Source organism: Chromobacterium violaceum ATCC 12472, assembly GCF_000007705.1.
GTDB lineage: Bacteria > Pseudomonadota > Gammaproteobacteria > Burkholderiales > Chromobacteriaceae > Chromobacterium > Chromobacterium violaceum.
Genome location: NC_005085.1, coordinates 3046991 through 3063825 on the forward strand (window position 1 = coordinate 3046991; position 16835 = coordinate 3063825).

A 16835-nucleotide genomic window follows, 5' to 3' on the forward strand; every position below is an offset into this window, starting at 1 on the left:
GAGCAAATCGACATCCATTGATCCAGACTGAAGGCTAAGCCAAAACGTCTGGCGCTTCCCGCCAGAGCATCCATTTGCTTGACTTGCTCAAGATAGGCTCCCGACTTCAGGCCTGCGATCAATTCCGGTTTGGCCTGCTTCAAGTGTTGCAACAACTCCGGGCTCAAGCTTTGCTTTTCTCCGCGGATATGAAGATTGTCGGCATCTTCGGTCAGGCTCAGTTCGATATTGCGCCGGCTCAGTTCCAGAGTCAGATAACTCAAATTCATAACACGATTTCCTCAATCATTTCGCCCGATTGTCCAAGCACCGGCGCCGCAAACAAGTCCACCTCTTCCATAATCGGTCCCAGGCTGACTGTCCTCGCCAGCGCCGCCAAGTCGGCCGCGCCGAACAGTTGCCGGATGTCGCTGTGCAAGCCCGCTTGCCGCATCCGCTCCACCAGCGTCACCGCCAGCAGCGAATGTCCGCCCAGCTCGAAGAAGTTGTCGTGGCGGCCCACTTGCTCCACCCCCAGCAGCTCGCTCCAGATCGCCGCCAGCGCCGTCTCCGCCTCGCCTTCCGGCGCCGCGTACGCCCGGCTCGACAGCTGCGACCCGTCCGGCGCCGGCAGCGCCTTGCGGTCCAGCTTGCCGTTCGGCGTCAACGGGAAGGCCTCCAGCACCACGAAGCCGCTCGGCACCATGTACTCCGCCAGTTCCTGCGACAGCGCCGCCCGCAGCGACGATGGCTCTAATTCAGCGCCCGGCTGCGCCGTCAGGTAGGCCACCAGCCGCTTGTCGCCCGGCGCGTCTTCCCGCGCCAGCACCACCGCCTCCTTCACCCCGGCGCAGGCCGCCAGCTTGGCCTCGATTTCGCCCAGTTCGATCCGGAAACCGCGGATCTTGACCTGGAAGTCGTTGCGGCCCAGGTATTCGATGCTGCCGTCCGGCAGCCAGCGCCCCAGGTCGCCGGTCTTGTACAGCCGCGCCTGCGGATCGGCGCTATACGGGTCGGCGATGAAGCGTTCCGCCGTCAGTTCCGGACGGTTCAGGTAGCCGCGCGCCACCCCGGCGCCGCCGATGTACAGCTCGCCCGCCACGCCGAGCGGCGCCAGTTGGCCGTCGCCGTCCAGGATGTAAATCCGGGTATTGCCGATCGGCTTGCCGATCGGCAGGCTGGCCGCCGTCTCCGCCTCCGCGCCGATCTCGTGCGTCGTCGCGAAGGTGGTGGTTTCGGTCGGGCCGTAGCAATTGAGCAGATGCGCCGGCGGGTTGTCGCGCCGCACTTGCGCCGCCACCCGCGGGTCGACCACATCGCCGCCCACCATCAGGTAGCGCAAGCCGGACAAGGCGGCGCCCAAGCCTCGGGCATGGCGCTGGAACAGCCCGGCAGTCAGCCACAGGATGGTGATGCGGTCGCGTTGCAGGCGCGCCCCCAGCGCTTCGGCGCTCAGCAGCGTGTCCTTATCGATCGCCACCAGACTGGCGCCATGCGCCAGCGCGCCCCAGATTTCCAGGGTGCTGGCGTCGAAGGCCGGATTCGCCGCCCAGGCGATGCGGTCGTCGGCCTGGAACGCGGCGTAGCGATTGCCGCAGACCAGCCGCGTGATGCCGCGATGCGGCGCCAGCACGCCCTTGGGCTCCCCGGTGGAGCCGGAGGTGTACATCAGATAGGCGACGCTCTCCGCGTCGCCGGCGACCGCCGGGTTCTCCTCCGGCCACGTCCCTGGCGTCGCCAGCCAGGCGGCGTCCACCGACAGCTTCGCGCCGCTGTCGGCCTGCAGCCATTGCCGCCGCTCCGCCGTCAGGCCCTCATCCAAGGGCAGATAGGCCGCGCCGGATTTCAGGACGCCGACGATGGCGATCAGCAGATCGGCTCCTCTGGGCAGGTCCAGCGCCACCCGGTCGCCCGGCTCCACCCCCAAACTGATCAGGCGATGCGCCAGCTGGTTGGCGCGCCGGTTCAGCTCGCCATAGCTCAGCGTCTGCTCGCCGCAAACCAACGCGACAGCCTCCGGCCGCGATGCCGCCTGCGCTTCGAACAAGCGATGGATCAGTTCGCCGCGCGGGTAGTCCGCCGCCGTGTCGTTGAACGTCTCCAACAGTTGCCGACGCTCCGCCGCCGGCAGCACGTCCAGACTGCGCACCGCCTCGCCGCTGTCCGATGCCAGCGACGCCGCCAGCGACGCCAGCGCCGTCTCCATCATCGCGCACACCCGCGCCGCCCCCACGCTCGCCAGCGTCTGCGCCGTCAGCGCCAAACCGGCGCCCAGATCGTCCACCGACAGGATGAGCGGGTAGTTGGTCCGCTCTTCGCCCACCAATACCTCGACTCCGTCCCAATCAGGCGCATCGCCTTCGTATCCGGAACTATGCCGGTAGTTCAGCAAGGCGCTGAACAAAGGCTGCGGCGCCGCCACCCCGCTGCAGCGCTGCGCCAGCGCCAGCGACGCGTGTTCGTGCCGCAACAGCGAGGTCAGCGCCTGCTGCGTCTGCTTCACCGCCTCCCGCGCCGTCGCCGCGCCGATCTCCAGCTTCAGCGGCAGCGTGTTGATGAACAGCCCCAGCGCCCGGTCCGACCCCGCCCCGCCTTGCAGCCGGCCGAACAGCACCGTGCCGAACACCACTTGCGTCCGACCCGACGCCCGGGCCAGCACTTGGCCCCAGGCCAGGTGGGCCAGGCAGGCCACGCTGACGCCCAGACGCCGCGCTTGCTGCCGTAGCTGGTCGGCCAGCGCCATCGGCAGCCGCGTCCGCCACTCTTCTTGCCGGCTGCCGTCTTCCTGCGTGCCGCTCAGGCCGAACGGCAGCGTCGGCTCGTCCACCTCGCCCAGCTGCGCGCGGAAATAGGCCTCGTGCTCGGCCGCGCCCACGCCCAGCCGCGCCTGCGCCACGAACTGCCGGAACGGCAGCGACGGCGGCAGCGACGCGCCCTGCCCTTGCTGCAGCTGGCGGACTTCGTCCAGCAATCGCTCCAGCGTGGTGTGGTCGATCGCCAAGTGGTGGTAAAGCAATTGCAGATACTGCCGCCCGGTCCCTGCCTCCGCCGCGACGAAGCCGCGCAGCAGCGGCGCCTGGCGCACGTCGATCCGGTGGCGCCGCGGGTGGTAGCGCGCTTCCAGCTGCTGCGCCAGCGGGCCGTCCGCCGGGTCCAGCGCCACCGTCTCCACCTGCACCGGCGCCCTTCGCCACACCACCTGCACCGGCTCCGGCAGGTCCTGCCACAGCACCCCGGTGCGCAGGATGTCGTGCCGGTCCACCGCTTGCTGCAGGCTGGCCAGGAAGCCGTTCAGCCGCTCGCTGCTGTCGAAGGCCAGCAGGTCGTACAGCAGATAGGCGTCGCCTTCGCCGCCCAGCAGGTGGTGGAACAGGATGCCTTCCTGCAACGGCGCCAGCGGGTAGATGTCCTGGATATTGGCCATCCCGCCCGGCACCTGCGCGGCGATCGCGTCGATCTGCGCCTGGCTCAAGGCCATCAGCGTCACCATCTCCGGCGTGATCGCCTCGCAGCCCGCGGCCGGGATGCCGTTGGCCGGCGCCGCCACCAGCGCCGAGTCGCCGCTCAGGCTGGCCACCAGCGCCGCCAGGTCGGCCGCGCCGAACAGTTGCCGGATGTCGCTGTGCAAGCCTGCCTGCCGCATCCGCTCCACCAGCGTCACCGCCAGCAGGGAGTGTCCGCCCAGCTCGAAGAAGTTGTCGTGGCGGCCCACTTGCTCCACCCCCAGCAACTCGCACCAGATCGCCGCCAGCGTCGTCTCCGCCTCGCCTTCCGGCGCCGCGTACGCCCGGCTCGACAGCTGCGAGCCGTCCGGCGCCGGCAGCGCCTTGCGGTCCAGCTTGCCGTTCGGCGTCAACGGGAAGGCCTCCAGCACCACGAAGCCGCTCGGCACCATGTACTCCGCCAGTTCCTGAGACAGCGCCGCCCGCAACGCGGCCGCCTCCAGCGTCGCGCCCGGCTGCGCCGTCAAATAGGCCACCAGCCGCTTGTCGCCCGGCGCGTCTTCCCGCGCCAGCACCACCGCTTCCTTCACCCCGGCGCAGGCCGCCAGCTTGGCCTCGATTTCACCGAGTTCGATCCGGAAACCGCGGATCTTGACCTGGAAGTCGTTGCGGCCCAGGTATTCAATGCTGCCGTCCGGCAGCCAGCGCCCCAGGTCGCCGGTCTTGTACAGCCGCGCCTGCGGATCGGCGCTGAAAGGGTCGGCGATGAAACGTTCCGCCGTCAGTTCCGGACGGTTCAGGTAGCCGCGCGCCACCCCGGCGCCGCCGATGTACAGCTCGCCCGCCACCCCGAGCGGCGCCAGTTGCCCATCGCCGTCCAGGATGTGGATCTGGATATTGGAAATCGGCTTGCCGATAGGTACAAAGCTGCTAGGTCCCGCGGCGCTGCACGGCCAGGCCGTCACATCGATCGCAGCCTCCGTCGGACCGTACAGATTGTGCAGCTCGCTGTGCGGGAAGTGTCTCAGGCATTGCGTCTGCAAGGCGTGCGGCAGCGCTTCGCCGCTGCACAGAATGCGCTTGAGCGTCGGGCAGCTGCCGCGCGGCACCAGGCTGACAAAGCTTTGCAGCATCGACGGCACGAAGTGCAGCGTGGTGATGCCGGCCGCCTCGATCAATTGCCTCAAGTAATGCGGATCCTTATGCCCTTCCGGATCGGCCATCACCAGTTGCGCCCCCGCCAGCAACGGCAGGAAGAATTCCCAGACCGAGACGTCGAAACCGAACGGCGTCTTTTGCAGCACGCGGTCAGCCGTCGTCAAACGATAGGTCTCTTGCGCCCACCAGAGTCGGTTAACCACGCCCTCGTGTTCGTTGACCACGCCCTTGGGAAGGCCGGTCGAGCCCGAGGTGTAGATCACGTACGCCGCTTTGCCGCTGTCCAGCCCCGTTACCGCCGGATTCGCCTCGCGCTGCGCCGCTTGCTTCGCTCGCTCTTCCGGCGCGTCCAGCAACAGCCGCGGCGCCGAGCCCGACAGTTTCTCCGCCAGGCTCGCTTGCGTCAGCACCACGACCGGCGCGCTGTCTTCCAGCATGTAGCTCAGCCGCTCCGCCGGATAGCTCGGGTCCAGCGGCACATACGCCCCGCCTGCCTTCAAGATGCCCAGCAAGCCCACCACCATGTCCAGCCCGCGCTCCAAGCAGATGCCCACCCGCGCTTCCGGCACCACGCCCAGGCCGATCAGACGATGCGCCAGCTGGTTGGCGCGCCGGTTCAATTCGCCGTAGCTCAGGCTAGCCTCGCCATGACGCAACGCTTCCGCCTCCGGCCGCGACGTCGCCTGCGCTTCGAACAAGCGATGGATCAGTTCGCCGCGCGGGTAGTCCGCCGCCGTGTCGTTGAACGTCTCCAACAGTTGCCGGCGCTCCGCCGCCGGCAGCACGTCCAGACTGCGCACCGCCTCGCCGCTGTCCGACGCCAGCGCCGCCGCCAACGACGCCAGCGCCGTCTCCATCATCGCGCACACCCGCGCCGCCCCCACGCTCGACAGCGTCTGCGCCGTCAGCGCCAAGCCGGCGCCCAGATCATCCACCGACAGCGTCAGCGGGTAATGGGTGCCATCCTGGCTGGACACAATCTCAATGCCGTCCCAAGCCGTTTCCATCACATCGTCGTCAGAGCTGCGGCGGTAGTTCAGCAAGGCGCTGAACAGAGGCTGCGGCGCCGCCACCCCGCTGCAGCGTTGCGCCAGCGCCAGCGACGCGTGTTCGTGCCGCAGCAGCGAAGTCAGCGCCTGCTGCGTCTGCTTCACCGCTTCCCGCGCCGTCGCCGCGCCGATCTCCAGCTTCAGCGGCAGCGTGTTGATGAACAGCCCCAGCGCCCGATCCGCACCTGCGCCACCTTGCAGCCGGCCGAACAGCACCGTGCCGAACACCACTTGCGTCCGCCCCGACGCCCGCGCTAGCACCTGGCCCCAGGCCAGGTGGGCCAGGCAAGCCACGCTGACGCCCAGACGCCGCGCTTGCTGCCGCAATTGCTCCGCCAGCTCCGGCGATAAATTGAGACGCGCCTCTTCGAGATCGCCGCCCACCCCCTGATAGCCTTGCAGGCCGAACGGCAAGGTCGGCTCGTCCACCTCGCCCAGTTGCGCGCGGAAGTAGGCTTCATGCTCGGCCGCGCTCACGCCCAACCGCGCCTGCGCCACGAACTGCCGGAACGGCAGCGGTGATGGCAACGCTTCGCCTTGCCCCTGCTGTAGTTGCCGGATTTCGGACACCAACAAGGCCAAACCAACGTTGTCCATGATCAGGTGATGAACCAGCAACAGCATCCAGCACTCGCCTGCGCCGGACTCGGCGATGATCGCCTTGATCAGCGGCGCCTGGCGCACGTCGATCCGGTGGCGCCGCGGGTGGTAGCGCGCTTCCAGCTGTTGCGCCAGTGGGCCGTCCGCCGGGTCCAGCGCCACCGTCTCCACCTGCACCGGCGCCTGCCGCCACACCACCTGCACCGGCTCCGGCAGGTCTTGCCACAGCACCCCGGTGCGCAGGATGTCGTGCCGGTCCACCGCTTGCTGCACATTCGCGATGAAATGCCGCGCCTTTTCTCTGTCAGCCAAGCGAATCAAAGTCGGGACCAGATAGGCGTCGCCTTCGCCGCCCAGCAGGTGGTGGAACAGGATGCCTTCCTGCAACGGCGCCAGCGGGTAGATGTCCTGGATATTGGCCATCCCGCCCGGCACCTGCGCGGCGATCGCGTCGATCTGCGCCTGGCTCAAGGCCGTCAGCGTCACCATCTCCGGCGTGATCGCCTCGCAGCCCTCGGCCGGGATGCCGTTGGCCGGCGCCGCCACCAGCGCCGAGCCGCCGCTCAGGCTGGCCGCCAGCGCCGCCAGGTCGGCTGCGCCGAACAGTTGCCGGATGTCGCTGTGCAAGCCCGCTTGCCGCATCCGCTCCACCAGCGTCACCGCCAGCAGCGAATGTCCGCCCAGCTCGAAGAAGTTGTCGTGGCGGCCCACTTGCTCCACCCCCAGCAGCTCGCTCCAGATCGCCGCCAGCGCCGTCTCCGCCTCGCCTTCCGGCGCCGCGTACGCCCGGCTCGACAGCTGCGACCCGTCCGGCGCCGGCAGCGCCTTGCGGTCCAGCTTGCCGTTCGGCGTCAACGGGAAGGCCTCCAGCACCACGAAGCCGCTCGGCACCATGTACTCCGCCAGTTCCTGCGACAGCGCCGCCCGCAGCGACGATGGCTCTAATTCAGCGCCCGGCTGCGCCGTCAGGTAGGCCACCAGCCGCTTGTCGCCCGGCGCGTCTTCCCGCGCCAGCACCACCGCCTCCTTCACCCCGGCGCAGGCCGCCAGCTTGGCCTCGATTTCACCGAGCTCGATCCGGAAACCGCGGATCTTGACCTGGAAGTCGTTGCGGCCCAGATATTCGATGCTGCCGTCCGGCAGCCAGCGCCCCAGGTCGCCGGTCTTGTACAGCCGCGCCTGCGGATCGGCGCTATACGGGTCGGCGATGAAGCGTTCCGCCGTCAGTTCCGGACGGTTCAGGTAGCCGCGCCCCACCTGGACGCCTGCAATGTACAGCTCTCCGGTCACGCCTATGGGCACCGGTTGCAACTTGCCGTCCAGGATATACATGCGGGTATTGGCGAACGGTTTGCCTATCGTGACATTGACGCCCTCCAGCTCCCCTGCCAATCGCGTCGCCGTGCAAGAGACCGTGGCTTCTGTCGGTCCATAGGTATTGATCAAGCCGGTAGACTCTGGACGGATGCTTTCCCAAACCCGCACTTTTTGCGCGGATAGCGCGTCGCCGGTGACATTGACCAAGCGCACGCCTTGCAAATACTGCAAAGCCTGCAAGGGCGCATCGCTCCATTGCCCGACTAGCGTGTGCCAATGGGCGGCCGTCATATGCACGAAACTGATGCCCAGCTTGCGGTGCTCGGACAGCGGCGCGGAGCCAAACAACTCAGTCGCCAGCACCAGGCACGCGCCGGATAACAGCGCCGGAAGCATTTCTTCCAGCGAAAGGTCGAAGTTCAGCGAGTTTTGCTGCAAAACCCGATCGGATGGCGTCAATTCGAACCAGCGAATCGCATCCAATACATAATTGACCAGGCTGCGATGCTCGATCATCACGCCCTTGGGATTGCCGGTGGAGCCGGAGGTGTAAATCACATAGGCCAGGTCGCCGGCGTTCAGATGCAGACAAGCAGGCGCGTCTGCCGACAGCGCCGACCAGGCGTCGCCCTGCCGCCCAAGATTGATCAGCCGGGTGGCGAGCTGCAAGGGTTCCAGAATGGCCTGCCCGGCGTCGTCCGCCAGGATGAGCAGGGGCTGGCTGTCTCCCAGAATGTAAGCCAGCCGGTCCGCCGGATAGGCGGTATCCAGTGGGATATAGGCGCCGCCGGCCTTCAGGATCGCCAGCAGTCCCACCACCATGTCCAGGCTGCGTTGCGCGCACAGCGCCACGAATTCGCCGGCTTGCACGCCTTGCACGCGCAAGTGCCGGGCCAAGCGATTGGCCCGGCAATCCAACTCGCGGTAACTCAGCGTGACGCCCTTGTGCTCAAGCGCCGGCGCGTCTGGCGTGCGTGCGGCCTGGGCCTCGAATATCTGATGGATCAGGGCCTCGCGCGGAAAATCCCTGGCGGTGGCATTGAAGCCATTCAGCACTTGTTCGCGCTCGGCCGGCGACAGCAGCGGTAACTCGCCCACCGTTTGCGAGTCGTCATCCGCAAATGCCTCCAGCAATGTGAAATAGTGCCGAATCATTTGCCGCATCAGGGCTTCATCCATTTGCGCGGTATCAAAGCGGAAAGGGCAGCGCATGCGGTCGCCGATCACCAGCACATCCAGAGTAAAAGCCACGGAGGCGTCGCCGATCAGCGGATAGGGGAAGCGCCGAAGCTCCGCGCCCCCCCAGGAAACGGCGACTTCGTCATTCTCAGCCACCCACAGCTTGTCCAGCCCCCCCTCCATACGGGTATTCTGAAACGTCATCATGGCCTGGAAAACAGGCGACACCTCCGGATTGCGTGCCACGCCGAGGCTTTCCAGCACTTTGGCGAAGGGATATTTTTGGTTTTCGATGCCTTGCCGAATCAGCTTTTGGGTATGGCGGATGTGTTCGCGCACGGTCAGCGCACCGTCAATCTGGCATCTCAGCGCCACCGAGTTCACGAACTCCCCGACCACGCGCCCCCATTTGCTGCGCGTTCGCCCCGGCAAACTGGAACCGATGATGATGTCGTCCAGACCGCTGTATCGATGCAATAAGATTTGATAGGCGGACAACATGATGGCGAACAAACCGCTGCCTTGCCTGTCCGCCAAATCGTTCAACCTTCTGGCCAAGGACTCGGGCACGACAGGATCGATCACTTGGCTGCCCTTGGCGCCCCTCTTGCCGACAGGAAACTGCAAAACCGGCAATTCGCCGGATAAAACCTCTTGCCAATGCCTGCGCTGAGCCTGCGCGACTGGTCCTTCCAGCCACTTCCGCTGCCACTGGACATAGTGCGCGAAGTCTTGCGGCGGCAGCGCCTCCAGCGGCTCCCCCGCCAGCACAAAGCCCAACTCATCCAACAACACCCAATATGACCAGCCATCCACCGCCAAATGTTCGCAAAAGATCAACATAACGGGGTCTTGGCCCGCGCGCACATACCAATAGGCCGCGAGCAAGGGCGGGCGAGACAAATCAAAAGCGCGTTCGCAATCCCGCGCCACGCGATGCCGAAGCGCCTCGTCGCTCTCCGCGCCGACGTCCACCACCCTCACCTTGACCGAGACGTCGTCCAATATCCGATATGCCAATTCCCCCTGATCAATGCCGAATACCGCGCGTAGCATAGGATGCCTGCGCACTAAAAGATTCAACGCCTCCTCCAGACGGTCCGGCGTCAAGCCGCGCACCCGCGCGCAAAATGGCGTATTGGACTCACCGCAGGACTCTGGATTTAACTGATACTGCAACCAGCGACTTTTTTGTGTTTCCGAAAGAGGATAGCGTGTGGGCGATTGGGGCTGATGCATTTTTCTCTTCTTCTTGAATAAAGTGATATGCCATCAAAGCAACGGCTTACGGTGTGAAACAGCCGTGACGACAGAGGGCCATCGCGTCGCGCGGGCCCTTGTCAAATCAAATGGGTGGAGAATCAGGCTGTTTCTGATTCGAGAGAGCGGCTTAACAAAGCCTGGGCGCAAGCGGCGATGCGCGAAGCCGCCGCTAACATGGCTTGCCTGTCCATGGTCAAGACAGGCATCAGCTTGAGCACCTCATTGCGAGGACCGCATACCTCAATCAGCAAGCCCGACTCGAATAAACGGCGCGAGGCTTCGCGGGCGTGCTCGGCATGTTGGAAACGCAAGCCTATCATCAGCCCCTTGCCAACTACGCGAACCTGGCCATCAAAGGCTTGCAGCGCATTTTTCAAGCAAGCGGCCACGGCCAAGCCCTTTTCTTCGACCTCATGGGCAAAGTGCGGGGTCGCCCAGTATTTCCGCAGCGCGGCGGTCGCCATGACCATGGCAAGATTGTTGCCGCGGAAGGTCCCATTGTGCTCACCCGGATTCCAGATATCGATCTCAGGCTTGATGAGATTGAGCGAGAACGGCAATCCGCCTCCGCCCAAGGATTTAGACAAGCAGATGATGTCCGGCTCGATGCAGGCGTGCTCGAAACTGAAGAAGCGCCCAGTGCGGCCGCAGCCGGTCTGAATTTCGTCCACGATCAACAAGGCGCCAAGCTTGCGGGCGAGCGCTGCCACCCCTTGCAGCCATTCTGCCGACGCGCAATTCACCCCGCCCTCGCCTTGCACGCATTCCAGCAAGAACGCGGCGGGCGGATCGATGCCGAAGCCGGGGCGGCACAGCATGTCTTGCAAAACTCTCAGCTGGCTGGCGACGCTGCCCTCGATCGCCCCCTCGTACGGCAAACGCACCACCCCAGGAACCTGCACCACCAGCGAAGCCCGTTTGACGGCGTTGGCCGTCACCGACAACGCCCCCAGGGACATGCCGTGGTAGCCGCCCGAGAAGCAGGCGATATCGGGCCGTTGCGTGACTTTCCTGGCCAGCTTCATGGCCGCCTCCACCGCGTTCGCGCCAGTCGGCCCGGTGAATTGAAGCTTGTAATTAAGATCGCGAGGCTGCAGCACCAAGGTGCGGAATGTTTCGATGAACTCCGCTTTAGCCGAAGTGTTTAAGTCCAAGCCATTGAGAACGCCATCTTGGCGCATATACGATATGGCGGCCTCGATCATATCGTCATCATTGTGGCCGTAGTTGAGGGATCCCGCGCCAGCAAAGAAGTCTAGAAACTTCCGCCCATCTTCAGCAAGCAGATACTCTCCTTTGGCGCGCGAAAACACTGCGGGGAACGCTCGGCAATAACTACGCACTTCTGACTCAAACTCACTGAAGATTGTTACAGACATGGCTCACACCCTTAAGAATATACTTATCATTAAATATTTACTCAAAGACAAAAACGATTATCACATAGAAAATCAATCCGACAAAGAAATATTAATTACAAATGGATCTCAAAAATAATATGAATAATTGTTTTGAATATTTAAATACTGACTTTTTCAGCTCAAATCTCCCGCCCTAACTCAGCCTCCGATCAGGCATTATTTAATATCCCAACCCTTTGATTTTATTTGCATTAACAAAAAACACTCCACTTGCAGAAATAATCATCCAAACAAAAAATAAACGCGGTTTAATTAAAAAAGCCGCTGAAACAAATAAAAAAAACTTATCCTAGCTATGAAAATCATCATGAATCATTAACCTCCTCCCCAAAACCGCAGCGGCGAAAAATAGAGATTTCTGGCAAATTCAAGGCCATACGGGCAGGCGATTTGTCATGAAACAATCGAAGTTCGCCGAAGAGCAGATCGCCTTCGGGTGGCGCCAGACGGAATCGGGTATCACGATCACCGAGGTCTGCCGCAAGATGGGCGCCTCCGAAGCCACCTTCTGGGGGGCCGGCGCGGATACGGCGGCTGAGCAGACTTTCTGCTGAGCGAGTTCGAACGGGCCTGACCCGCGCGGGCATTCAGCGCTTTTCGCCCGCCTGGCTGGCCGGCTTCAGGCCGTACTTGAGCAGGATGTCGTTGAACCGTCCGGAATGGACGATGCGCCGGACTCCCTTGTCGAAAGCGGCGATCAGTTCCGGCGTTCGCGGGTTCTTCCGGGAAAAACCGGTGTACTGCGGCAGAAAACCCAGCACCCCGGCGCTGGCGAACTTGCCGTTCAGATGGTGCTTGGCGATCAGGTAGTCGACGGTGAACGAATCCTCGTTGAACACGTCTATCCGCCCCGCCTCCATCAGCTTGAGCACGTTCAGGATGGAGTCGCCGGACGCCACGTAAACGACGGCGCCGTCGTTCTCCTTATGGTGGGCCTCCAGATAGCGTTCGTATTCTGGAGACACGCTGTCATAGTTGTATCCGACGATGGACCCGGTCACCCGCCCTTGCAGCGACACGATCCCATGGTACCGCCAGGCGCTGCCCTTCTTCACGTAAAAGGTCTGCACCAGGCTGATCCACTGGCTGCCGGACAGCGCGATATCTTTCGAATTGCCGGGATTCAGCATCGGAATGATGTCGAACGAGCCATCCTCGACGCTCAAGAGCGCGCGCTTGAAATTGGAATTGCGGAAGACAAGCCGATAGCCAAGCGGCTCGTATATTTCCTTGATCACGTCGACGGCGATGCCCAGCCTGCCGCCCTCGGCATCCGGATTGCACACATAGGGGCAATAATCGAACGTGGCCACCCGAATCTCGCCTGCACCGCGTCCGCTTCCTGCCGGCGTCTGGGAAAACGCTTGGCCCGCGCAAAGCGACAGGACAGCCAGCATCATGCGCCACCTCATCGGCACTCTCTCCGTCATCAGGCTAATGCCCAGCCTTCCCGGGTCATTCCATGATAGATGCTCCGCCCCATCCTGCCTCCCCATCGCTCCGTCTGTGCGGCGCGCTGTTCGCCGCATTGCCGCTGGCGATGTGGGGCCCAGCCTGGCAGCCCCGTCTCGCAACCTTACCTGCGCTGGCGCTCGGGCCTGGCTTGTGCCTCGCCGCGCGGCTGCTGGCGGCCGCATCCGCCTGTCGAGGCGACAACCCGGCATTCAAGCCGCCGATTAGCATGAATTAGCAATCTTTCCGTACCGTTTCGGCCAAAGCGGCAATACAATGCAGCGCAAAGATTCATCGGCGCCGCCCGCGCCCAACAGCAACACGGAACAATAATGAGAATTCTCCCCCTGCTAAGCCTCGGCCTGCCCCTGTTTACTACCCTGGCGCAGGCCGCCGAGCAACCGGCCGAGTCCCCGATAGACCGCTACGGCCAGCAGATTTTCAAGAGCAGCAGGGCAGTCGGCATGACCATGGTGGTGATAGACAAGCGGCAGGTCCAGATGCGTTTCTACGGCGAGACCCGTTCCGGCAACCGCCAGGCTCCGAACGCGGACTCGCTGGTGCGCATCGCCAGCATCAGCAAGGCCATGACCGGCGAAGTGCTGACCGCGCTGACGCTGGACAAGAAAGTGAAGCTGGACGACCCGCTGCAGAAATACGCGCCAGCCGGCGTCACCCTGCCGCCGGCGGGACAGTCGATCACCCTGCTCAACCTCGCCACCCATACCAGCGGCGTGCCGCGCGAGATGCCGGGCGAAAAGCCCAAGGACACGCCCGTCTTCGTCTGGCCCAATGTCCAGCAACGCTGGAGCTGGCTGTCCGGCACCAAGAACAAGCTCGCCCCCGGCCAGCGCGCCCAGTATTCCAACCTGGGCTTCGACCTGCTGGCCGATGCGCTGTCCCGCGCCGCCGGCAAACCCTATCCCGTGCTGTTCCGGGAAAAGATCACCGCCCCGCTGGGCATGAAGGACACCACCTTCACCCCCACTCCCGCCCAGTGCGCGCGGCTGATGGAAGGCTACGGCGCCAGCCCCTGCGTGGACACCACCGCGGCGATAGGCAGCGGCGGCATCTACTCCACGCCGCGCGACATGCAGCGCTGGCTGCAGGAGCTGCTCTACCCGCAGAACGAGGCGAGGCGCCAGTTGCGCGACCAGACCCTGCGCATGCACTTCCAGCGCGCCGACCTGAACAGCCTGCGCGGCATGGACGTGGCCGGACAGGCCGACCAGCTGGGCCTGGCCTGGGTAAGGATGGAGCCTGGTCCGAACGCGCCGGAAATCATCCAGAAAACGGCCGGCGGCGGCGGCTTCCTCGGTTACGCGGCGCTGGCGCCGCGCAACGACGTGGCGGTATGGGTGGGCCTCACCCGCAGCGGCGGCACTCACTACCAGAGCCTGAGCAACGGCGTCAACAAGCTGGTGGCCGAACTCAGCGGCTACAAGCCGATTGCCGCGCCGATGCCCAAGCCCACGCTGGCCAAAACCAAGGCCGCCCGCGGCAAGGCGGCGCTCGCCCAGGCCAAGCCGGCCGCGCCGCGCGCGAAAAAGGCCGCGCGGAAAGCCGCCGGCCCCAAGACTGCCGCCGCGAAAGCCGGCGCCAAGAAGAAAGCCCGCCTGGTCAAGACCTCGGCACACCGGGCGCAGTGAGCGCGAAGCGCGCGATCTCGTCCTTGCGCATGAATCGCACGCCCGGATGGCTCTGGGCGTAGCGGATGAAGGTCTCCAGCGCCCTCACCCGCGCCGGCGTGCCGGAGATGCGGTCGTGGGTGCTGATCGACATCATCCGGCGGCGGCGGCCGGCCTCCTGGTACAGCAGGTCGAACTCGGCCTTCAGATCGGCCAGGTAGGCGTCCACGGTCAGCGCCGGCGCATCGTAGCGGACGATGTCGTTGTTGCGCAGCGTGTACGGCACCACCATGAAGGGCTTGCCGTTCACCGGCACCGTGAACGGCTCGTCGCGGCTGATGTCGTCGATGTGGTAGACGAAGCCAAGCTCCTGCAGAATGCCCAGCGTATTGGGCGTGCCGCGCAGCCAGAAGGCGTTGAAGCCTATCGGCCGCGTGCCGGTGGCGCGCTCGATGCTGGCGATGCTGGCCAGGTAGCCGGCCCGCTCTTGCGCCGGCGTCATCGAAAACTGCGGCTCCCAGGTTTGGCCGTGTCCGGCCGCCTCGTGGCCGCGCTCGACGATCTCGCGCGCCAGTTGCGGATGGCGATCCACCGCCTGGCCCACCATGTGCGAGGTCACCTTGACGCCGACGCGGTCCCACAGGTCCAGCATGCGCGGGATGCCCTCTTTCACGCCGTAGTCGTACCAGGTTTGCATCGGCAGGTCCGGATACTTCGGATCCAGCGGCGGGAACGGCCCGCTGGCGCCGCGTTCCGGCTGCGCGCCGGCCTCGAACTGCATCGAGATGGAAATCACCAGCCGGGCGTCCCCGGGCCAGAACCCGGTCCGCTCCTGTTTGCCTTGCGCCACTTTTCCCGCTCCCTTCGTCCCCGCCCAGGCCTGCCCCTGCGCCAGGGCCAGGCTCGCGCCGCCGGCCGAGGCACCGGCCAGAAACTGGCGGCGGTTGATCGGTAAGGTTTTCTTCATCGCATGCTCCGCCTACAACAGGCCGCCGCCGTCCACATCCAGCACCGCGCCGGTGAGGAAGGCGTTGCCCATCGCGAACAAATAGGCCTGGGCCAGGTCTTGCGGCCGGCCCACCCGGCCCAGCGGCAGGCCGGACGCGATGCGCGCCATCGCAGCCGCGCGGCCCTCAGACCCCGCCTCGCCCCACAGCTCGGTATCCACCACGCCGGGGCTGACCACGTTGACGCGGCGCGGCGCCAGCTCCTTGGCCAGATTTTTCGCCGCTGCCTCCAGCGCGGCGTTGACCGCGCTCTTGAGCAGGCCGCCGGGGCCATATTTGCGCGACAGCAATCCGGAAGTGAAGGTGATGGACGCATCCGGCGCCAGGTAGGGCAAGGCCTGCTGCGCCGCCAGCAGGGCGCCGAACAACTTGACTTCGAAGGTCCGCTGTAAATCATCCAGCGTCGCATCCTCCAGCCGCGGCGAGCCGACGCGCGCGCCGGCGGTCAGGACCAGGTGGTCGATGCGGCCGATGCCGGCGAAGGCGTTGCGCAGGCTGTACAGATCGGTGACATCGGCCCGCAGGCTCTGCCAGGGTCCGGGCTGCGCCGCAGAGCGGCCCAGCACGTAGACTTGGGCGCCGGCTTCCGACGCGGCCAGGGCCGCGGCCCTGCCGATGCCGGAGGTGCCGCCCAGCACCGCCACCGTCTTGTGCCGCAGAAAATCGGAAGGCGCGTTCATGGCTTCAGCGCTCCCAATTGCTTCAGCAAGGTCAGGTTGTCTTCCAGATGCCAGTTTTCGGCGATGCGGCCGTTCTTCACCCGGTAAAGATCAAAGGCCTGGAAGTCCACCGCCTGGCCGCTGCCCTGGATATCGCCGAACTTGCCGCTGAAGTGGCCGGTGAAGTGCAGGCGCAACGCCACCCGGTCGGCGGCCAACACCATGTCCGTGACCTCCACTTTCAGATCCGGCACCGCGGCGCGGAAGGTCTGCGAAGCCTGCAAGGGGCCAGCCGTGCCCTGGCGGCGGCCTTCCGGCAGCGTGCGGTCGAGGAAATCCGGGTCCAGCGCCAACTCGGCGTAGCGCGGATCTCCGGTGTTCCAGAATGCGGCGTAACGCAGCGCGGCCAGCTTCACCGCGGCGGCGCTGCCGCCTTTGCGTTCGGAAAACACGCGCGCCGGCTGCGGCAAGGCGTCGGCCGCCGTCGCGGCGCCGGCGGCAAGCGCCAGCAGGCCGGCGGAGATCAGATGGGAAAGACGGTTCATGTCGACTCCTGTTGGTGTGTGGGAGTCGATTATCGAGCCGGCCGTTTTCATTGATAATTAGCCGGACGATTGCATGATTTTCCATTTAAATTTGAAAATAAGCGCAGCCGGCCGCCCGTCCGCTCCGCGCTCCTT

General features: G+C 64.9%; 7 protein-coding genes and 1 pseudogene. 2 read left to right on the top strand and 6 right to left on the bottom strand.

Going from position 1 to position 16835, the window contains the following annotated elements; genetic code table 11:
* Nucleotides 1-265 precede the first annotated feature (265 nt).
* Complete coding sequence (locus CV_RS13725) at nucleotides 266-9964, bottom strand: non-ribosomal peptide synthetase (RefSeq protein WP_080509030.1); 9699 nt, start codon at nucleotides 9962-9964, stop codon at nucleotides 266-268.
* 122 nt (nucleotides 9965-10086) lie between these two features.
* The gene (locus tag CV_RS13730) at nucleotides 10087-11367 is read right to left on the bottom strand and encodes an aspartate aminotransferase family protein (RefSeq protein WP_011136351.1); all 1281 of its coding nucleotides are present in this window, start codon (nucleotides 11365-11367) and stop codon (nucleotides 10087-10089) included.
* A gap of 437 nt (nucleotides 11368-11804) precedes the next feature.
* On the opposite strand from CV_RS13730, the pseudogene CV_RS23825 reads away from it, so the two are divergent.
* A pseudogene (locus tag CV_RS23825) lies at nucleotides 11805-11921 on the top strand (transposase); the annotation flags it as partial.
* 75 nt (nucleotides 11922-11996) lie between these two features.
* Here the strand turns inward: CV_RS23825 and CV_RS13740 are convergent.
* Nucleotides 11997-12809, bottom strand: a complete 813-nt coding sequence (locus CV_RS13740) for a substrate-binding periplasmic protein (protein ID WP_158303323.1) — start codon at nucleotides 12807-12809, stop codon at nucleotides 11997-11999.
* Between the two features lie 384 nt (nucleotides 12810-13193).
* Here CV_RS13740 and ampH point away from each other — a divergent pair, with 384 nt between their 5' ends.
* A complete protein-coding gene (ampH, locus tag CV_RS13745) occupies nucleotides 13194-14510 on the top strand; it encodes a D-alanyl-D-alanine-carboxypeptidase/endopeptidase AmpH (protein ID WP_011136355.1) in 1317 nt (438 codons plus the stop codon).
* Here the strand turns inward: ampH and CV_RS13750 are convergent.
* Genes CV_RS13750 through CV_RS13760 form a run of 3 tightly spaced genes read right to left on the bottom strand, consistent with a single transcriptional unit; the run spans nucleotide 14482 to nucleotide 16700 of the window.
* A complete protein-coding gene (locus CV_RS13750; RefSeq protein WP_011136356.1) occupies nucleotides 14482-15456 on the bottom strand; it encodes a polysaccharide deacetylase family protein in 975 nt (324 codons plus the stop codon). The two genes, ampH and CV_RS13750, sit on opposite strands and share 29 nt — an antisense overlap.
* Before the next feature lie 12 nt (nucleotides 15457-15468).
* Nucleotides 15469-16176 (bottom strand): SDR family oxidoreductase, encoded by a 708-nt coding sequence (locus CV_RS13755; protein WP_011136357.1) that lies wholly within the window; start codon nucleotides 16174-16176, stop codon nucleotides 15469-15471.
* On the bottom strand, nucleotides 16173-16700 hold the full coding sequence (locus CV_RS13760; RefSeq protein ID WP_011136358.1) for an ester cyclase: 528 nt from the start codon (nucleotides 16698-16700) through the stop codon (nucleotides 16173-16175). The genes CV_RS13755 and CV_RS13760 overlap by 4 nt, the downstream gene beginning before the upstream one ends.
* Nucleotides 16701-16835: the final 135 nt, after the last annotated feature.